Raw genomic sequence first — 19,554 nt, forward strand, 5'->3', positions numbered from 1 at the left:
AACTCTAATGTATATGTTGCTATAACTGAGCTGGCCCCATATGAGATCAATGTCTCACATGTAAATCAACCAGTTATAAGCGTAGGTAAGGATTTCAATTTTCTCAAATGTTTAATTTGAAAAGATTTTTGACTCACGTCACACCTAAATTCCATTATTAGCATGTCTAAATGTTATCCAAATGTAAATAAAGTGTGTTGTTTCATACTTGCTACCTAAAGAATAAAACTCGGTAAAAGTGTTTCGTAAGTGGTCAATATATGACTCATATGCGAGTAAGTTGGGTATTTTCTCGGAATGAAGTAGTAAATAGAGATAAATATAAAGCGGCGAAGTTTGCTTCTTAATATTTGTTTGCGATGGCACCGGATTTGTTGACCTTGAATAAACTCTTCATCTCTGGCGTGTGCAGAGGACTAGTTTTTGTTAGGCTAGAGAGCTATACAATGTTTTCAACTTTTTCCTAAAAGGATTTAGATGCAATATTTTCCGTTGTTTTTGGACTTAAATCACAAACCTGTTTTAGTGATTGGGGGTGGAGAGGTCGCTACTCGAAAAGTCGAGATGCTGATGAGAGCAGGGGCGGTTGTAACGGTTGTATCTCCCAATATTGATCAACAGTTAAAAACATGGGTTGATGAGAATAGCTGCCATTGGATACAAAACTTTTACTCTTCTGATTTACTCTCCAATGAATATGTCCAGCTTTGGGCTACAACGAATAATCCCACGATTAATCATCAGATCTACAAAGACGCTAAAAAATTTGGCATCTTGGTAAATGTCGTTGACGATCAGCCGTATTGTGATTTCATTACGCCCTCTATAATTAATCGCGGAAAAATCCAGATTGCGATCTCCAGTGGTGGGGCTTCACCAGTTTTGGTAAGAAAAATTAGGCAGACCTTTGAGTCTTTGCTTGCCCAGAATACGTCATTGCTTGCCGACTTTGTGTGTTCAAAAAGAAACGCTATAAAAGAGCAATTCGCTACAGTGACGGAACGTAAACGCTTTTGGGAGTCGTTTTTCGACAATGAGTTCGTCAATGCTTCAAATAAGCGTGAAGACTTAGAAGCCCTTTATCAGTCGCTTATTGAGAAAAAGCAGCAGGAAAGTGGCTCACTAATATGGATTGAGTATGATCACGATGTCGAGCTTCTCACCATTAAGGCACTTCAACAAATGCAAAAAGTTGAACTGGTTTATCACACTGAAGACTGTCCATTGGAACTTATGGACTTAGTTAGAAGGGATGCAAACAGACAGGCGTTTAAAGATGCAGTTGAGCTTGCTTCTTTGCTAGACAGAGAGTCGAATGAGGTACAACGACGCTGTGTGTTGGTTCCGTCAGGTAGCAATGAGTTCAACCTGCTTATAGGAAAAAGCAAATTATACAAGTTGGGGCAAGTGTTATAAAAATGGCTCCATTAAGGAGCCATTTTCTGATTTAGCTTAACGCTCATATTGCTAAAAACTTTAATCTCTAAAGTTTTCATACTGGAATGGCTGACCAAGTTCTGCTTGTTTGATCAACGCGATAACAGACTGTAAATCGTCGCGCTTTTTGCCAGTTACGCGAACTTTTTCACCTTGGATAGCCGCTTGCACTTTTAATTTTGCATCTTTAATTGCTTTAACGATTTTTTTCGCCGTTGGAGTGTCGATACCTTGCTTAAACAAGATATTCTGACTCCACATTTTTCCTGATTGATCAGGAGTCTGAGAGTCCATTGAATTTACATCAACGCCACGCTTAGTAAGGTTGCCGCGCAAAATATCACGCATTTGCTTTAGCTGAAAATCAGCCTCAGCGCTAAGTTTCACGCTCTCTTCTTTTTGTATTTCAAAAGATGCTTCAACTCCTCGAAAGTCGAAACGAGTCGAAAGCTCTCTAGAGGCATTCTCAACAGCATTTCTGAGCTCTACAGTATTGATTTCAGAGACGATATCAAATGATGGCATAACGTATATATCCTTCCTAAAAACTTAAAAACGAGTCTTAACAGCGTCAGACAACATATCTAGCATTTCGACAGTATGCTCCCAACTTAAACATGGGTCAGTGATCGACTGGCCATATTTCAATGCAGTGATGTCGTGCATTGGTTGGTTGCCTTCTTCAATGAAACTTTCAGCCATAATGCCAGCGATATAGTTGCTACCAGACTTGATCTGGTCGCAGATATCTTTTGCCACATCAAGTTGCTTTCTGTGCTGCTTTTGACAATTCGCATGGCTAAAATCAACAATCAACTTCTGTGGAAGGTCGAATTCACCAAGTTGACTACAAGCTTGCTCTACAGACGCACTATCGAAGTTCGGTCCTTTATCACCGCCACGCAAAATTACATGGCCATGCGGGTTTCCGCTCGTGCGATATACTGTCATGCGACCATTTTTATCTGGGGTATAAAAGTAGTGAGAAGCTTTAGCCGCGCGAATTGCATCAATTGATATTTTAACGTTGCCATTCGTGCCGTTCTTAAAACCGACCGAACAAGATAATGCTGAAGCCATTTCTCTGTGGATTTGTGACTCGGTTGTACGAGCGCCAATTGCTCCCCAAGTAATCAAGTCAGTAATGTATTGGCCTGTGATCATATCGAGAAATTCAGTTGCCGTAGGAAGGCCTAGTTTGTTGATATCCAAAAGTAACTGACGAGCTTTGCTGAGGCCTGCTTCCAGTGCATATGATCCATCCAAGTTAGGATCGGTAATCAAGCCTTTCCAACCGACGACAGTTCTAGGCTTTTCAAAGTAGGTTCGCATGACGATAAATAGTTCTTTCTCGTATTGCTTTTGTATTCCAGCAAGTCGAGTCGCGTAGTCAATAGCAGCTTCCGTATCATGAACTGAACATGGCCCTACAATGACTAGTAGTCGTTGATCTTCTCCACGCAGGATTTTCTCTACTTGCTTACGTGATTGAGCAATACGTTCAGCCACCGAATCGGTAATGGGATGGGCGCTACCTAGTTCTGCTGGTGTGGGCATAGGTCCAAGTGCTTGGGTTCTTAGTTCGTCGGTTTTTAATGGCATGCTAAATTCTATGTTGTCTGTTACTAATTCGAAGACGTAAAGATAACGGAATTACATGCAGTAATAAACTTTTATGTTGTATAAAAGGGCATTGAAAAGAGATTTGTTTCAGCTTTCTCTATATAGGAACAAATACAACCTGTAGGCCATGTTGCAATTTGCTGAGTTGACAGCAGACTAGCCTTGATTTCTAATCAATTGAAAATAACTAAAGTTTGGAGTCAAATAACAGTGAGTACACAACATAAGTCGGCTTCCGGTTTCACCGTGACTAGAAATGGGGAACATCTTTTTGTCGATATATCTAGTTTAATAAATACTAAAATTGGCTTTCACCCACATTTGACTGATCCCAATGCTAGTATGGGGAGCTCAACACAAGACATGTTGGAAAAAAAATGTTCTGGGTTGAGTACAAAAGACTACTTTGTATCTACGCTAGTCGAATCGATTTTGTCAGCAATTCAGCCCAAGTATGAATCAATAAAAGTGTGCTTAACTGGCTCTGACAGTCATGAACTTAGTAACTTAGTTGGCGGAGATGTTGAATCATCTGAGTTGAACCCAACTATGGGACGAAGAGGTGTCTCCAAGCATGTATCTAAAGAATACCAAGTAGCATTTGCCTTAGAATGTGAAGTAATCAAGCAGTTACGCGAACAGCACTCTCATATAGAAATTGTTATTCCATTTGTAAGAACTTTATCTGATGCAGCTAGTATCATCGACAAGTTAGCCGAGCAGGGTTTACCGAGAGGGCTGAACGGTTTGAAAGTCCATTTCTCAGTTGATACTCCTTCTGCTGCTTTGCTTTCCGACAGGCTATTGCACTATTTTGATGGAGTTGTTGTTAACTTAAGCAATCTAGCGCAACTTACTCTTGGAATAGATAGTTCTAATGAAAATCTGTCTTACTTATTCGACTTAGACAACGAGTCTGTGTTGTTGCTACTTGATAAGGTTGTAGAGTCTTGCCAAGCTAGCAATAAGTCGTCCGTTGCGATAACAGGAGACTTAGACCAACTGCCTAAAACAAAAGATTATTTACTAAATAACCCAGTTGCACAAGCATATGTTACGGTGTAACTATATCGGATTGATATCAAACTGCTGATCAGTGCAATTGACAAATGCACACCTACAATATTAACTGGTCAGATGACATTGTTTCATTGTAGGTGTGTAATGCTCTCTAAGCTCGCTAAAGCAAATTTGTATCTCAATACTTTTGGCTTTTTCAAAGTACCTTTCATCTGGCTTTGTCGGCCGAAAATAGTTGGCTTAGACGCAAACTCGATTGCCATTAAAATTCCTTTAAAGAGGCGAACCAAAAACCACTTGAGCAGTATGTATTTCGGTGTCTTAGCGGTAGGGGCCGATGTTGCTGGTGGTTTTATGGCGATGAGCAAAGCAAAGGAAAAAGGAGTGAATATTTCTCTAGCTTTCAAAGAAGTAGAGGGGAAATTTATCAAAAGAGCTGAAAGTGATGTGCTTTTTACTTGCTCTGACGGTGATAAAATTGGTCAAATGTTAGAGCAAGCGATTTCGACAAAAGACAGGATCAATCAAAATGTTACGATTACCGCCACCTGTCCGAGTATTGATCCAAATACATCGGTAGCCGAATTTGAGTTGATGCTTTCCATCAAAGTAGCCAGCTAATCATCTATATCAATTTGCTCGATTGCTACGATTTTTGTGCGATTTAGAATAATTTTCCAGCGGTAGAACTTCGTACCGCCGTCCTCTCCATTCTCTTGGATAATTAAGTTAAACAAATGGCGTTTATCTACTGACTCTCGAACAACTTGACCTTTATTGAGTGAATAAACTTTATTTGACCCCTTATCCATCAGCCTTGTAAGAGCGCGCATGCTAATCAGCAACGCATCTTTTGTCTCTTCGTAACCACTCATAAAGCGTGACGTCGACATCTCAGTTTCGCTATGATAATGAAGTATTTTCTCTTCTCTTTGAACCACTCTTTTCTTACGAATGGTTTTTATTCTGTCGGGAAGTATTGCTCTTACCTTATAGTCAAGCCACTCTAGCTTTTGGCCTACGATTTTGTTTGTTGTTGGATCAAAATACCGCTTGCGCCATTTGGGTTTGTCTTTTCTTACCCAGCGCAACAATACATCCCTCAAATCGTCCTTAAAAATCTCTCGCAGCGCATACAGTATCGACATCAGAACAATAAATGAAACGGTGATCTCACCCCAGTACTCACGTGCAGTAATGGCCAATATCGTGACGAAAACCATGACAAACCCAGTCGCGATCCCTTTCGAGGCTCGCCTTAGATTCTTGCCCAATGAAGTTGTCTTTTCTTTAAGCACTATTGGGTGCTCTATCAGGCGTCTTAACAATCGCATTTTGTTGCTCATTCTTGTTAAGTCAGAGCGAACTTTTTCAGAGTTGTAGTTATTGAGGCGGCGGTGTGCCGTTTCTCTTTCTACTATATTAATAAGCCTAGATTTTAAGGTGGCGTAATCATCATTCCTTGGTAGGTGTGCCACGAGGGAAAGAAAGTTTTGCTCGGTATACCAAGACAGGTAATTATCTATGTTGGCGTAGTAACGTTTTAGATTCTCTTCATAAGGAATACTTCGTCTTAGTCGCTTTAAAATGTCTAAAGCAAGTTCAATTACTTCATCTATCTCTTGTTCAGTAATCGACTCTTTGTCTAGGCTATTGATATTGTTAACCGCTTTATCTAAAGCAATCACGTATTGATAAGCAAATAAGCTCAAACTGACACGATATTGTCTACTGGATAACCTTTTCCGCTTTGCCAATCGGCTGTGTACTAGGGGTAAGAGTGTTTTATCACTGTAATAAGTGCGCTTTTGGTTTATAGAGCTGTAGTAAAAATCAGATTCGCTGATTATTTCTTGGCTCAAGCCGAGTTCGCCTGGAACAAACAGGTAGATATCTAAATTGGAACGCTTAGAAGTGCCGATAGCGTGAGAGATTTTTAGTGTGATGCCGTCATGTTTATCAACAGTGACCAACCTAGTCTCCTCAATTACTTATAATTTTATTTCTATAAAGAAAGCATACTAGAAGTTTATAGATATGCGCAAACAGCCTCGCTTCTTGAGAGCGTTTGGGTATAATCACTGCAAATTTGTATTGAGATATTTGACATGATTAGAGTTGGACAAGTAAACGACCTAGAAGTTGTTAGGCTTGCAGACTTTGGCGTTTTTTTGGATGCTGAAGAGTTTGGAACCACATTACTACCAAATAAATATGTACCGGAAGGTACTGAAGTTGGCAGCCGCGTGGAAGTTTTCTTGTACTTTGACTCTGAAAACCAGTTGTCAGCAACGACTGATAGGCCAATCGCTCAAGTAGGCGAGTGGGGGCTAATGACAGTGGAAGGTGTCAATAGCACAGGTGCGTTTGTTAGCTGGGGAATTAAAGAGAAGGATCTGCTTATCCCATTTAGTGAGCAACGTGCACGCTTTAGACAAGGCCAGAAGTTATTAGTCTATGTGTACACAGACAAGGCTTCTGGACGTATCGTTGGCACAACGAAATTCAACAAACTGCTAGATAAGACACCTGCAAGCTATGCAAAGAACCAACAAGTTGAACTAATCATCGCTGAAAGAAGTGAACTCGGGTTTAAAGCTATTGTTAATGGCCAACATTGGGGAATGATTTTTTCATCTGATGTGTTTGGCAAACTGTTCGTTGGTAAGCGTTTAAAAGGCTATATCAAAACCATTCGTGAAGACGGAAAAATTGATTTATCGCTGCAAAAGGTTGGTGTTGGCCGGCTGGATGATTTAAGTAGTAAGATTCTGGAACAGCTTGAGCGAAATGATGGTTTCTTGCCGTTAAATGATAAATCATCACCAGATGCAATCTTTACGGTATTTAGAACGAGTAAAGGTACGTTCAAGAAGACTATTGGTGGGCTTTACAAACAAGGTAAGATTGTTATCGAGAAGGAAGGTATTCGTTTAGCTTAATGTCAATCTTGTTTGCTTCGTGCTTATTAGGTTCTGCCCAATTAGTTGGGCAGAACGACAAAAGATATGAAATTTGAGATTGGGTCACTTTAAAACAAGTTTTTGTCTCTAACGAGTTCACGTGGAAGACCGTTCTTAATTCGATTTCCTACCCATTTACCAAGTCCAATTATAAACCCGTCGTAACGCACGAGAACTGAGCCTTTACCCGACCCGTTAGGGCGAATATCTCGGCCCATAAACCACTCTCTCGCTTGTTCTACGTCGATATCCAAACACTTATCTTCTTTTCCGGTGGCGACAGAAGTTGCGACTTGGTGTTGCCATTTAAATCCATTTTTGTGCGTTTCTGCGATTTTTATTCCCATTCTAGAGAAGCGAAGTTCTCCTAACATCGGCTCTAAGTTTGTCGGGAAAAGCCAAACTTCTTTGTCTCTAGCCCAAATCATTGAATCGTCCTGTAGAACAATATTTAATTCTTGATCGAGTGATTGCGAGATTTGATTAACTAACTTGGTATTTGCTTTTTCAAAAGGAAACTTGCCGAGTCTCTTCTTTACAGCTGGTGGGGTAACAGACGAAAGCTTTCTAAATCTTGCGACGAAAAACCCCTCACAGTCATAGGTCTGAGGGAAAATATGTACATAGCCTTCAGGGGTAAGGGCCTTATGCGCATCTGGAAATAGATCTAACAGAGATATCGACTCAATTGCATCAGTGAAAGTTGTCAGCAGGTGAGTGCAGACTTGTTGGTTCTCTTCTTTACTTAGGGCGCATGTCGAGTAAACCATGCTACCGCCCGGCTTTAGCGCATGAAATGCGCTCTCAATGAGCTGCTTTTGTACATCAGCAATCGTGTTTGTACTTTCGATACTCCAATTTTTTAATGCGTCGGGATCTTTGCGAACTGTACCTTCACCTGAGCATGGGGCATCCAACAATACGGCATCAAACTGTTCAGGGAGCCATCCACCGAACACGTTGCCATCAAAATTGGTTAAAGCACAGTTGCTTACTCCACATCGCTGTATGTTTGCATGCAGCACTTTTACTCGACTAGCGGACAGCTCATTGGCAACGATCACTCCTTTGTTGTTCTGTTTTGCTGCTATTTGCGTGGTTTTTGAGCCTGGGGCAGAAGCCATATCAAGTACAGAACCAAAGTTTGAGTCTTGCTGATGGAAAAGAGCCGAAACCGGCATCATTGAGCTTGCTTCTTGAATGTAGAAAAGTCCGGCCATATGTTCAGCGGTATTGCCTAATGGTGTCACAGATTCATCTGCTTCAATCCAGAACCCGGTATCGCACCATGGGATAGGTTCAAGTTTCCAGCCTTTGTGTTTTGCACGTTGTTTAAAGTTTTCGACAGAAGTCTTCAAAGTATTTACGCGAATACTTTTTCTTAGTGGACGCTGACAGGCAGATACAAACTCTGAAAGAGATTCGCCTTCAGGCAATATAGCTTCAATATGGGACAAAAACTCTTCTGGAAGGTAAACGTTTGGGTGCAAGGTGATAATCCGCTGGGTAATGAATGGCGCCGATTATATACCTAACGCCATTTTACTTGAAGTAGGGTGGAGTTCTCTAGGCTTTAGGAATAGGCAATCGCCAATTTTTCCATGCATTTTCTGCAGAAGCATTTAGATAGAACGTCTGTCCTTGTTTAGCTTTTGGAGCTAACTCAACATCGTCTGGAGTTGAAAACGTAATACCGCCGCGAATTAAACTTTCAACCGTGCCGGTTTTTACGTTAGCTCCTGTCAAGCCGATAGAAACATCCACGCCGGATACATTCCAAAATACACTATTCTTGCGGACTAAGTACGCGTATGCCTTATCGATAGAGATTGTGGTAATAATCCTATCTGAAAGCTCGCCTAGTTTAACTTTTGTAACTTTACCGACTTCAATATCACGGTACAAAATTGGAGTACCAACTTTTATAGACCCTTTTCGGTCGCTTTGTAAGCTGAATTCGACACCTTGCGAGAGTTTAGGTTCACTGTTTAAGTTGAAGGTGTTAGCCCGACTCCCTGCACCAGGGGCAACAAATATTTCGTTGCCCAGAATATTCTCGATATTTTCAACTCCGGCAGCACTGATTTTAGGTTGAGCAACCCAAAAATAGCTGCCTTGTTTTGCTAGATGGTCATAGTAGCTTGAGAATATTGTGACAACAACGGTTGTAGTGTCACTGTTGAAGCTAGGAGAAATAGTATCGACTTTACCGACGTCAGTACCTCGATACTTAACGTTAGCGCCGGGCTTCAACTTGATTGCTTTTGAAGTGGTAAGAGTAATCTGATTACCGGATTGTTGTACTTGTTTGAAACCTTTGTACAGCTTCCAGTATTTACCAGACTTGCTATTAACCCCAGTCAGTTCATCGAACGCTATACCACCGATCAAAAGACTCTTCAATGGAGCAGATGAGATGTTTACTTGATTGAGTGAAGCTTCGATACTCACTCCAGATTGATTCCAGAAAACGCTATTCTTACTCACCAAGTATCCATATTTGTGATTAATTTTAGCGTGAACGACCACTCCTGACTTAGTCAGTTTAAAGCTGACTACCTTACCAACAGGCAAGTTGCGGTAGAGAATAGGGCTGCCTTCAGATATCGAAGGCAATTCATTCGTCAGTAGATAGATATCTTTCGAGCCTTTGCCCTCAACTTGGGCGATGTTTGCCAGTTGCTTGCTCGCATATAGCTGAAAACTTCTTTGCTTATCATTGTTGCCTTGACTGCTAAAGCTAATGCTTCGCCCTATTAGTCGTTTGGCGGGAGGCACCGCTATTGCGACTCCAGAATCGGTAAGGTCAACATTCATACCGTTGGAAATATAAAATCGATTGTTCGATTTAATTAGGTGTCGATATTGTTTGTTGACCAATACATCTAACTTAATCTTATCTTTAACGAGCCGAATGTTAGCCACAGATCCGACAATCAAACCTTTGTAGAGAAGTTTTGCACCTTTTTCTAACCCGTGAGTATCGTCAGATGTTAGGTGAATCATGGTAGCACCTTGTTGCTGAAGCTTTATGCTATCTTGCCGATAGGCTGTAAACACGCGGCTGGGTGCTCCTTTTCCAGGTACGATAGTGAGATAGTTTCCTTTTACAAGGTTGGTCAAGTTTTCGAATGAATAGAGGGATAAGCGCGGCTCTTCTAATATGAAGTTGCTGTTAGTGTTGAGCATGTCACTGAAAGCAGGTTGAATTGCGGCGTGAGCTACAATGTCTTGTCGCTCTGCATCTAGTTCTAGTGTGGTTATTTGGCCGACTTCTATACCACGATACATAATGGGTGCGCCATTACTGCTTATTTTGTTATTTTCAGGCAAATGAATTTTAACGGGAATTCCTCGCCCGGCAGTTTCAATATCCTGGTAGAGCTTGAACTCATGCCCATTTTTTACCGGAGAACCTTGATCCGGAGAGTCTACTGCAATGGCTCCTGATATGAGAGCGCTGATACTGGTCAATTGTATGTCAACGCCATCGAAGCCTACGTTTGCGCCGATGCCGCTGATGTTCCAAAAGCGACTGTCACTGGTAATAATGTGTTGATATTCAGGTTTGACTGAGGCTTGTATACGCACTTCATCGTTTTCTTCGTCCAGCTGATAGCCATACACTTTACCTACAGGAATTCTCCTGTATAAAATTTGTGAACCGATAGAAATTCCGCCTAGGTCTTTGGCTTTGAGTCGAATATTTAACCCTTCTCGAGAGCGTATATCTGAAGGGGCGATATCTAGAGCGCGGAATTTTGTTTCCGCTTTTGATTTAACAGGACTTGGTTGAATTGCTATATAGTTACCGGAGACCAGCGCATCTAGCCCCGTTACTCCGGATAAATTAGCGGTAGGTTTGACCAACCAAAAACGGGTGTTCTTTCTTAGTAAAGTCTCTGCCTCTGGATATACGTCAGCTTCAACAAAGATGCTTTCAAGGTCTTCAGATAACACTATATCTCGCACTATACCGACCTCTAATCCATGATACCTAATCGTGGTTCTGCCAGCGACAAGGCCTTGTGCATCAGCAAATTGGATTTGTATTTTCTTTCCGGCATCGTGAATAGATTTGGATAACAGCCAGCCGACTAAAATGATGGTTACGATTGGGAGCACCCATAAAGGCGATATACGGCTGCTTTTTTTAATTACTGGTTTAGACTCGTTACTCATTTACAATTCCATTCTCGCTGGTTGGGCGATTTTTCAAGTTCCATATTAATCGTGTGTCTAAGCTCTCTGCAGAGAGCATGGTGCAAACAATGACGACGCCAAATGCAACGGCACCGTATCCGGGAGTAAAGTTCAATATTTGCCCGCGATCAACGAGTGTTAGCATTATCGAGATAACAAACAAGTCGACCATGGACCATTTACCTATCCATTTCAAAATAGAGTAAATTTTCATACATTGGCGTTGATACAATGTTTTACGGCAGGATATGGAAATCAACACGTAGGCTATTCCGAGAATTTTAATTATCGGGACTAGTATACTAGCTATAAATATGATGATGGCGATGAGCAGTAGGTCGTGATTGACTAGCGATATAACTCCAGAAAATATTGTGTCTTTTATCTGCTTTCCATTGGTAAAAAGGATAGAGATAGGGATGAAGTTTGCTGGGATAAGCGCAATAGCAGCTGTCATCAGGTAAGCCCAAGAGCGTTGAAGTGAGTGTGGCCTGAACCGTGACAATTCGTTATGGCATCGTACACATTGATGATTCGTTTCTTGCGTTAGATAGCAATTCCCACATTGGATAAGGTTTTGCGATGTTTCTGTATATGAGTTCGTCGAATAGATCTCACTTTGTTGCCATTTATCCCAATACTGTTCGACATTTATCCGTGAGAGCAGCAAAACGGTCAGTATTTGTAACAGGATAAGTGAGAACAACCCGTTATCAACGGAGATATCCGCATAGTCTTGAAGTTTAAAGCATGATATCGCGATACTAACTAAAAATACGTCGATCATCACCCAATGCCTCATTTGGCGAACAAGCTTTAGACTGCGGTTAAGTAGCTTAAGTTGTCGGTATCTAATTGCTATGTGCGCTGTGATTGTCACAGTAAATAAAACTAGTGGGGCGATTGAGCTACAAAAAACAACGAGAAGAGCGAGTGACACATAGCCTTCACTCACTAACGCTTGTACACCGCTGATTAAGCTACCTGAAAAAGCGACACCAAACAAATTGATAGAGATGAAGTTATAAAAGTGTGCGGGTACGAGAAGAAGCAAACAAGTTACGGCTAACGCAAGGTTGCCTGACAAGTTTACTTGGCGCCATTCGTAGACAACACGATCACATCTAGGGCAGTGAGCATTTTCACTTTTAGCAAGAGGAACTTGCTCGATTGGCCATTGGCAGCTTTGGCAGCTTTGGCACTGAGTTATAGTGTGTAGGTTTTGCTGTTCAGCTAACATCTTTCGCCCAGTCCTTTGAGGCATTGTGGTTTCTACAAGATACATACTTCTATGTATCGCATTCTTATTGATCATGAAACTATTAGTGGGATTAATTTGAAGTATAACAGCGGAATAGTCATCTAATTGCAAAATTGGATAAAGTTATGAGCTCATCAACAAGAGAAAGAGATTGAGAGAGTCATGAAACCTTTGATTTGTGTTTTTTATCTGTGATATACATCCCTGACGCTTTGTAAAGCGCTGGGATTAATAGGGTATACCCAATTCCTCGAGTGGAGCCCTTCAACAACAATTGGAATTAAAAATGAACATAGAACACTATCATCGTCTTACCAAGCAGGCTGTCGCATTACTAGAAGGAGAGAGTGATCTTATCGCGAACTTATCGAACCTTAGCGCTTTACTAAATATGGAGCTGGATAGGCTAAATTGGGTCGGCTTTTATCTTATGAAAGATGAACAACTGGTATTGGGGCCGTTTCAAGGTAAACCAGCGTGTGTTCGTATACCTGTTGGTCGCGGTGTATGTGGAACAGCAGCGGAAACAAATACGGTACAGCGTGTTGATGATGTTCATCAGTTTGAAGGGCATATAGCATGTGATGCTGCGAGCAATTCTGAAATTGTCATCCCGGTTTCTGTTGACGGTCAGCTTGTCGGCGTGCTTGATATTGATAGTCCAGAGGTTGGTCGATTTAGTGAGATAGATGAGGAAGGCTTAACATTTTTAGTACGAGAAGTAGAAAAGGTGCTTAATTCACACTCTAATAAATGAGTTTTTAATCTTTGAGTGTGGTTTTTCATTTGCAGCTCACTATAATACTTGGAATCTTTATCTATATGCTCGCGGGGAAGCCCGCATTTAACCAGGAATCCTCATGGAAAACACCGAAAAGTTGAAGAACAGCAAAGAAGTCATTGCTTATATTGCTGAATGTTTCCCTAAGTGCTTTACTTTAGAAGGTGAAGCAAAACCTTTGAAAATTGGCATTTTTCAAGATCTTGCCGATCGATTAAGTGAAGACCCAAAGGTCAGCAAAACTCAACTTAGAGCGGCTTTAAGACAATACACGTCTTCTTGGCGTTATCTACATGGCGTGAAGCCAGGTGCTAGCCGTGTCGATTTAGACGGCGAAGTTTGTGGTGAATTGGAAGAAGAACACGTTGAGCACGCTAAGACAGCACTAGCAGAAAGCAAAGCTAGAGCACAAGCAAGACGTAAGGAGCAAGCCCAAAAGGCGAAAGAAGAAAAAGCGAAGAAGCCGAGAAAACCACAGCCTCGTCGCACTTCGCCTAAAGTGCAAAAAGACAGTAAAAAGCCCGTACAAACAAGAGCTTTGAATGCTGATGAAATGATTGTAGGCAAACAAGTGAATGTAAACATGGGTAAAGGAAATATGGCAGCGACCATAGTTGAAATCAATAAGGAAGATGTACGTGTTCAACTTGTAAACGGTCTACAAATGGTCGTTAAAGCGGAGCACTTGCGCGCCTAAAGGAGATACTCCTACGCATGAAAACCCGTTTAAAATTGACACTGATTGCTGCTAGCCTTTGGCTAGCAGTTCCATCAGTTCAGGCTCTTGAAGCCAATATCAGTAAGAAGGAACTTCCTGTTCTTGCACCTGAAACTCAACATGAAACTGCAAGTAAACGGGTCATGTGGAGATTTACTCAGAACCACTACAAGCACTTCGATCTCAATGATCAATTCTCAGAAGGCATCTTCGAACGTTATTTAGAGTTGCTTGACTTCAATCGAAATATATTCACCCAATCAGACATTGATTCTTTTAGTAAGTGGTCAGACAAACTTGATGACCAACTTAAAAATGGCAATAACCAAATAGCGTTTGATGTCTATAACCTGTCTATGCGTAAACGCTACGATCGCTTCAGGTATGCTCTTTCTTTATTAGATGAAGAAATGAAATTTGATACTGACGAGTCTTTGGAGCTTGATCGAACGAAAGCAGCATGGCCTAAAGGTGAAAAAGAGCTAAATGAGTTATGGCGTAAACGAGTCAAATACGATGCGCTTAATTTGAAAATGACAGGTAAAACTTGGCCAGAAATCAAAGAGATTTTGGGTAAGCGATACAACAACGCAATTCGAAGGCTTAGCCAAACTCATAACGAAGACGCTTTCCAGCTATACATGAATGCATTCGCACGTGAAGTTGACCCTCATACCAGTTATCTTTCCCCAAGAAACGCTGAACAATTCCAGTCTGAAATGAACCTCTCTCTTGAAGGTATTGGAGCTGTGTTGCAAATGACCGATGACTACACTGTCATTCGTTCATTAGTTGCTGGTGGGCCAGCATCAAAAAGTAAGCAACTAGGTGAAGGTGATAGAATTGTTGGCGTTGGGCAAGATGGTGAGGATATCGTAGATGTGATTGGCTGGCGCCTTGATGATGTTGTTCAGTTAATTAAAGGGCCTAAGGGTACCAAGGTTAAACTGGAAATATTGCCAGAGAAGAAAGACGCAAAAAGTCACGTTGTCACAATTACTCGTGACAAGATCCGATTAGAAGACCGTGCCGTAAAAGCTGAAGTAATTGAAAAAGATGGCAAGAAAGTAGGGGTTATTGAAGTACCGAGCTTTTATGTAGGCCTATCAAAAGATACAGATAAACTGTTAACGGATTTAAAAGCACAAGGTGTTGATGGGATCATTGTCGACCTTAGAAACAATGGTGGCGGAGCTCTAACAGAAGCTACTGCGCTTTCAGGCTTGTTCATTAAGAGTGGGCCGATTGTTCAGGTGCGTGATAGTTACGGTAGAGTGAATGTCAATAGCGATACGGGCGGAAAAATTAGTTATCAAGGCCCGCTAGTGGTTCTAATTAACCGCTACAGCGCTTCAGCTTCTGAGATTTTTGCCGCTGCGATGCAAGACTATGGACGAGCTATTGTTGTCGGTGAAAATTCATTTGGTAAAGGCACAGTTCAGCAACACAGAACTTTGAATCAAATATACGACATGTTCGATAAAGAACTTGGCTACGTGCAATATACGATTCAAAAGTTCTATAGAATCGATGGAGGCAGCACTCAAAATAAAGGTGTAGTGCCAGACATCGCGTATCCATCGCTTGTTGACCCGTCTGAAACAGGTGAGAGTGTTGAGGATAATGCACTGCCATGGGATCAAATTGCGCAAGCTAAATATCAGCGTTTAAATAATTTCCAGCCGGAGATAAAGAAGCTTACGAGTGAACATAACCTGCGTATCAAAGATGATATGGAGTTTAAGTTTATCGAACAAGATATCGCTGAGTATCAGGAAACCAAAGACAACAATACTGTTTCTCTTAATGAGAAGGTTCGTAAAGCTGAAGGTGAAAAGGCTGACGAACTAAGACTCTCTCGTATTAATCTACGTCAAAAAGCTCAAGGTTTAAAACCGTATGCTTCATTAGACGACGTACCAAAAGATTATGAGAAGCCCGATGCTTACTTAAACGAAACAGTATCTATTATGGTTGATATGATTAACTAGCTAAGATTATTAGCAAAAATAGAAATGCGAGCAATGACAGCTCGCCTTTTTCATGTCCGTAAGAATGCATATTAAAAAGCAATTTGTTTCGCGTTCTCCCTTTTATAGTCCTAAGCTTTAAGAAAAGAGGGGAATGCGTAATGAGATACTTGCTGATTCTTTGCGCTTGTCTAAGTTTTTCTTTGTCAGGCTCACAGACACCCAAATCAGTTGATTTAACACAATTCGACTTGCCATTTTTGCTTGGTGATTGGTATTTGGTAAATCCAAACCCCAATGAATCAGCGGAAAACTTTCGAACAATAAAACTCACTCTAAACTCAAACTATGATTTTCAAATCAATATCCAGAAAAAGGACTACAGTGTAGAGCATTGGGAGGGTGTCTATACTGCCGATGAAAACACCTTAGTGTTGGGTATGAATTCCGAACAACCTCAAGTATATGCGTATTCTGGAAATCACAACTTATTGAACCTAAACGGCGTAACGTTTGTAAAAGCGCTTTCAAATGCTCTTGCAGGTATATGGTCTAGTGAGCACCTGAGCGGTGAAGATTTGCTAGCTAGTGAAGTAGAGAAGATGGATCTAATCCTTCAGCCTGATTTTGTGTTTCTTTTCCGAGTAAGCAATCAAGAAGGTGAAGAAGAGGTTCATAAAGGCGTCTATTATACCGAAGATGATCACTTGGTTTTGATTTATGAAGATGGTGAACATAGCACAAAGTACTCTTTGTCTCGCGACCAATTAACCCTAGAAGGTGAAGGTGGTTCTATGTTTGCTGTTCTCAATAGAGTTCAATAGCTGCTAGCTTCTTTTTCGCACGTTTATGTAAATGTAAAATCAATATCTGAATTTTATCGTTTCCCCTTGTATCTTGCCTTAAGTCCGAGTAGAAATAGATTTGTATCGTTTTAATTGGTCATAAGGACTCAGACAATGGCGCAAACTCCTCAAGCCAAATATCGTAAAGATTATCAATCTCCTTCTCATACTATCACTGATATCGATTTAACATTTGAGCTTAATGAAACTCAAACAGTTGTTACTGCTAAATCTAAATTGACTCAACTTAAAGAAACCACCTCTCTCAAGTTGGATGGAGAGGCTCTGACGCTAAAGCAGGTATGTGTTGATGGTGAAAATTGGTCTAACTATGAGTTACTAGAAGATGGTTTACTCGTTCACTCTTTGCCCAAGCAATGTGATTTGACAATCGTAACTGAGATAAATCCGCAGGGTAATAGTGCTCTTGAGGGCTTGTACTTATCAGATGGAGCTTTTTGCACACAATGTGAAGCCGAAGGTTTTCGTCGTATTACATACTTCCTAGATAGACCAGATGTTTTAGCGAAATATACGACAACGATTGTTGCTGATAAAAAACAATTTCCTTCCCTACTAAGTAACGGAAATCGTATAGACGGAGGAGCTCTCGAAGACGGCAAGCATTGGGTAAAATGGCAAGACCCGCACCCGAAACCAAGTTATCTATTTGCGTTGGTTGCTGGTGATTTTGATATTCTCGAAGATAGCTATCAAACAAAATCAGGTAGAGATGTCCAACTAGAAATATATGTAGATAAGGGCAATTTGGATCGCGCAAATCATGCAATGTTATCGCTAATTAATGCGATGAAATGGGATGAAGAGCGGTTTGACCTTGAATACGATCTAGACATTTATATGATTGTTGCAGTTGATTTCTTCAACATGGGAGCAATGGAAAATAAAGGCCTAAACGTTTTCAATTCCAAATTTGTTCTAGCAAATGAAAAAACTGCCACAGATACAGATTACTTGGGTATAGAAGCAGTCATTGGCCATGAGTATTTTCACAACTGGACCGGAAACCGTGTGACATGTAGAGACTGGTTCCAGTTAAGTCTTAAAGAGGGGTTAACTGTATTTAGGGATCAAGAGTTTTCATCAGATCTTGGCTCGCGTGCTGTAAACCGAATTAATAACGTTAGAATAATTCGCGGTCCACAGTTTGCAGAAGACGCTAGCCCGATGTCTCACCCAATAAGGCCGGATAAAGTTATCGAGATGAATAACTTCTATACGTTGACTGTTTACGAAAAGGGCAGTGAAGTTATTCGCATGATTCACACTCTTTTAGGTGAAGCGAACTTCCAAAAAGGGATGTCGCTGTATTTTGAACGTCACGACGGAACAGCTGCGACATGTGAAGATTTTGTATCTGCAATGGAAGATGCATCTGGCATCTATCTAAAACACTTCCGTTTATGGTATAGCCAGTCCGGCACGCCAGTAGTTAAAGTTAAAAGTCACTTCGATGCGGAGAGTTCTACATTCTCATTAGAGGTAGAGCAATACACTCCAGCGACACAAGAGCAAAGTGAAAAGCAGCCACTGCATATTCCGCTTGCCATTGAACTTTACGACTCGGAAGGCTCGTTAGTTCCTCTTGTTCTAGGTGGTGAAAAAGTTTCGAATGTTCTCAATGTAACTGACAGTCATCAGGTCTTTACCTTTGAAAATATTGCCGAAGAGCCAACTCCATCGCTGTTACTCGACTTTTCTGCACCCGTAAGGTTGGAGTATGAATATACAGATGAAGAGCTTGGCTTTTTGATGGTGCATGCAAGAAATGAATTTGCTCGCTGGGATGCGGGGCAGATGCTATTGGCGAAATACATTAAGTCCAACGTTGAACGTGTACAGGCTAACCAAGAAGTCGAGCTGCCTCCAGCCGTAGTGGAAGCGTATCGAGGTGTTCTACTTAATGAAGATCTAGATCCTGCTTTTGTTGCGGAGGCTATGACACTACCAAGCTTTAATGAAGTATCCGGATGGTATGATTTGGTGGATGTTGATGCGATTGATTTCGTACTGACAACGTTTAAGAAACAATTAGCTATTCAGCTTCATGATGATTTAGAAAGAGTCTACAGCAGTAGCGCTCAGTCTGATTATTCTTTAGAACATAGTGCGATTGGAAAACGAGCGTTGCGAAACCGTTGTTTGTCCTACCTTGCTCATACCGACAAAGGATTCGAGCTGGTGGAGCAACAATATAAAAACGCGACTAATATGACGGACACCATGGCAGCAATGCAGGCAGCAAATAGTGCCCAGCTAAGTTGTCGTGAACACTTAATGTCTGACTATAGTCAAAAATGGAAGCACGATGGCTTAGTGATGGATAAGTGGTTCCAGCTACAAGGGACAAATCCAGATAAGGAAGCGCTATCAGTTATCAAAGAAACAATGGCTCATGAAGCATTTTCAATGAAAAACCCTAACAGAGTTAGGAGTTTAGTCGGGTCATTTATGAACATGAACCCTGTAGCATTCCATTCAAAGACTGGAGATGGTTATAAGTTCGCTGGTGGAATTTTGCGAGAGTTAAATGATAGCAATCCACAAGTCGCTTCTCGCTTATTGGATCCATTCCTTAAACTGAAAAAGTATGATCAACACAGACAGAAGTTAATAAAAGATGAATTAGTTTCTCTGAAAAATATGCATAATCTTGCAAAAGACTTATATGAAAAAGTAACTAAGGCATTAGAAGAGTAAATAAATATCATT

15 protein-coding genes are annotated in these 19,554 nt (G+C 41.0%); 9 read left to right on the top strand and 6 right to left on the bottom strand.

Features of this window, described 5'->3' with window-relative positions; genetic code table 11:
• Positions 1 to 477: 477 nt before the first annotated feature.
• Positions 478 to 1,416 carry a precorrin-2 dehydrogenase/sirohydrochlorin ferrochelatase family protein gene (locus L7A31_RS11780; RefSeq protein WP_237361802.1) on the top strand — a complete coding sequence of 313 codons (939 nt, stop codon included), beginning with the start codon at positions 478 to 480 and terminating at the stop codon, positions 1,414 to 1,416.
• Positions 1,417 to 1,476: 60 nt separating this feature from the next.
• Here L7A31_RS11780 and L7A31_RS11785 read toward each other — a convergent pair whose 3' ends face one another.
• Both L7A31_RS11785 and L7A31_RS11790 read right to left on the bottom strand, forming a co-directional pair.
• On the bottom strand, positions 1,477 to 1,962 hold the full coding sequence (locus L7A31_RS11785) for a YajQ family cyclic di-GMP-binding protein (RefSeq protein ID WP_237361804.1): 486 nt from the start codon (positions 1,960 to 1,962) through the stop codon (positions 1,477 to 1,479).
• Positions 1,963 to 1,986: 24 nt separating this feature from the next.
• Complete coding sequence (locus L7A31_RS11790; RefSeq protein ID WP_237361806.1) at positions 1,987 to 3,039, bottom strand: 3-deoxy-7-phosphoheptulonate synthase; 1,053 nt, start codon at positions 3,037 to 3,039, stop codon at positions 1,987 to 1,989.
• 231 nt (positions 3,040 to 3,270) lie between these two features.
• Here L7A31_RS11790 and L7A31_RS11795 point away from each other — a divergent pair, with 231 nt between their 5' ends.
• Positions 3,271 to 4,125: a putative PEP-binding protein gene (locus L7A31_RS11795; RefSeq protein ID WP_237361808.1), complete on the top strand. Its 855-nt coding sequence runs from the start codon at positions 3,271 to 3,273 to the stop codon at positions 4,123 to 4,125.
• A 99-nt stretch (positions 4,126 to 4,224) separates the two neighbouring features.
• On the top strand, positions 4,225 to 4,701 hold the full coding sequence (locus tag L7A31_RS11800) for a DUF4442 domain-containing protein (RefSeq protein ID WP_237361811.1): 477 nt from the start codon (positions 4,225 to 4,227) through the stop codon (positions 4,699 to 4,701).
• Here the strand turns inward: L7A31_RS11800 and L7A31_RS11805 are convergent.
• Entirely contained in the window at positions 4,698 to 6,053 is a 1,356-nt protein-coding gene (locus L7A31_RS11805; RefSeq protein ID WP_237361813.1) for a hypothetical protein, read from the bottom strand. The genes L7A31_RS11800 and L7A31_RS11805 overlap by 4 nt on opposite strands.
• Before the next feature lie 135 nt (positions 6,054 to 6,188).
• Between L7A31_RS11805 and L7A31_RS11810 the strand changes: the two genes are divergently transcribed.
• Positions 6,189 to 7,022 carry a CvfB family protein gene (locus L7A31_RS11810; protein WP_237361821.1) on the top strand — a complete coding sequence of 278 codons (834 nt, stop codon included), beginning with the start codon at positions 6,189 to 6,191 and terminating at the stop codon, positions 7,020 to 7,022.
• A gap of 89 nt (positions 7,023 to 7,111) precedes the next feature.
• Here the strand turns inward: L7A31_RS11810 and rsmF are convergent, their stop codons facing one another.
• The 3 genes from rsmF to L7A31_RS11825 all read right to left on the bottom strand — a co-directional run bounded on the left by rsmF (position 7,112) and on the right by L7A31_RS11825 (position 12,510).
• Positions 7,112 to 8,533: a 16S rRNA (cytosine(1407)-C(5))-methyltransferase RsmF gene (rsmF, locus tag L7A31_RS11815; protein WP_237361823.1), complete on the bottom strand. Its 1,422-nt coding sequence runs from the start codon at positions 8,531 to 8,533 to the stop codon at positions 7,112 to 7,114.
• Between the two features lie 76 nt (positions 8,534 to 8,609).
• A complete protein-coding gene (locus tag L7A31_RS11820; protein WP_237361825.1) occupies positions 8,610 to 11,225 on the bottom strand; it encodes an MlaD family protein in 2,616 nt (871 codons plus the stop codon).
• Entirely contained in the window at positions 11,218 to 12,510 is a 1,293-nt protein-coding gene (locus L7A31_RS11825) for a paraquat-inducible protein A (RefSeq protein WP_237361828.1), read from the bottom strand. Before L7A31_RS11825 ends, L7A31_RS11820 begins: the two co-directional genes overlap by 8 nt.
• A 283-nt stretch (positions 12,511 to 12,793) precedes the next feature.
• On the opposite strand from L7A31_RS11825, the gene L7A31_RS11830 reads away from it, so the two are divergent.
• From L7A31_RS11830 to pepN, 5 genes are all read left to right on the top strand, one after another.
• On the top strand, positions 12,794 to 13,264 hold the full coding sequence (locus L7A31_RS11830) for a GAF domain-containing protein (protein ID WP_237361837.1): 471 nt from the start codon (positions 12,794 to 12,796) through the stop codon (positions 13,262 to 13,264).
• 103 nt (positions 13,265 to 13,367) lie between these two features.
• Positions 13,368 to 13,985, top strand: a complete 618-nt coding sequence (proQ, locus tag L7A31_RS11835; protein ID WP_237361838.1) for an RNA chaperone ProQ — start codon at positions 13,368 to 13,370, stop codon at positions 13,983 to 13,985.
• 17 nt (positions 13,986 to 14,002) lie between these two features.
• Complete coding sequence (gene prc, locus L7A31_RS11840) at positions 14,003 to 15,997, top strand: carboxy terminal-processing peptidase (RefSeq protein WP_237361840.1); 1,995 nt, start codon at positions 14,003 to 14,005, stop codon at positions 15,995 to 15,997.
• Between the two features lie 140 nt (positions 15,998 to 16,137).
• Positions 16,138 to 16,800, top strand: coding sequence for a hypothetical protein (locus L7A31_RS11845; RefSeq protein WP_237361841.1), 663 nt, complete (start codon positions 16,138 to 16,140; stop codon positions 16,798 to 16,800).
• Positions 16,801 to 16,935: 135 nt separating this feature from the next.
• The gene (gene pepN / locus L7A31_RS11850; RefSeq protein WP_237361849.1) at positions 16,936 to 19,542 is read left to right on the top strand and encodes an aminopeptidase N; all 2,607 of its coding nucleotides are present in this window, start codon (positions 16,936 to 16,938) and stop codon (positions 19,540 to 19,542) included.
• Positions 19,543 to 19,554: the final 12 nt, after the last annotated feature.

Source organism: Vibrio marisflavi CECT 7928 (genome assembly GCF_921294215.1).
In the GTDB taxonomy this organism is placed as follows: domain Bacteria; phylum Pseudomonadota; class Gammaproteobacteria; order Enterobacterales; family Vibrionaceae; genus Vibrio; species Vibrio marisflavi.

Coding starts and splice junctions, on each gene's coding strand:
- proQ (WP_237361838.1), top strand. CDS start 13,368: ATGGAAAACACCGAAAAGTTGAAGAACAGCAAAGAAGTCATTGCTTAT.
- L7A31_RS11820 (WP_237361825.1), bottom strand. CDS start 11,225: ATGAGTAACGAGTCTAAACCAGTAATTAAAAAAAGCAGCCGTATATCG.
- pepN (WP_237361849.1), top strand. CDS start 16,936: ATGGCGCAAACTCCTCAAGCCAAATATCGTAAAGATTATCAATCTCCT.
- L7A31_RS11845 (WP_237361841.1), top strand. CDS start 16,138: ATGAGATACTTGCTGATTCTTTGCGCTTGTCTAAGTTTTTCTTTGTCA.
- prc (WP_237361840.1), top strand. CDS start 14,003: ATGAAAACCCGTTTAAAATTGACACTGATTGCTGCTAGCCTTTGGCTA.
- L7A31_RS11830 (WP_237361837.1), top strand. CDS start 12,794: ATGAACATAGAACACTATCATCGTCTTACCAAGCAGGCTGTCGCATTA.
- L7A31_RS11785 (WP_237361804.1), bottom strand. CDS start 1,962: ATGCCATCATTTGATATCGTCTCTGAAATCAATACTGTAGAGCTCAGA.
- L7A31_RS11825 (WP_237361828.1), bottom strand. CDS start 12,510: ATGCCTCAAAGGACTGGGCGAAAGATGTTAGCTGAACAGCAAAACCTA.
- L7A31_RS11790 (WP_237361806.1), bottom strand. CDS start 3,039: ATGCCATTAAAAACCGACGAACTAAGAACCCAAGCACTTGGACCTATG.
- L7A31_RS11780 (WP_237361802.1), top strand. CDS start 478: ATGCAATATTTTCCGTTGTTTTTGGACTTAAATCACAAACCTGTTTTA.
- L7A31_RS11800 (WP_237361811.1), top strand. CDS start 4,225: ATGCTCTCTAAGCTCGCTAAAGCAAATTTGTATCTCAATACTTTTGGC.
- L7A31_RS11810 (WP_237361821.1), top strand. CDS start 6,189: ATGATTAGAGTTGGACAAGTAAACGACCTAGAAGTTGTTAGGCTTGCA.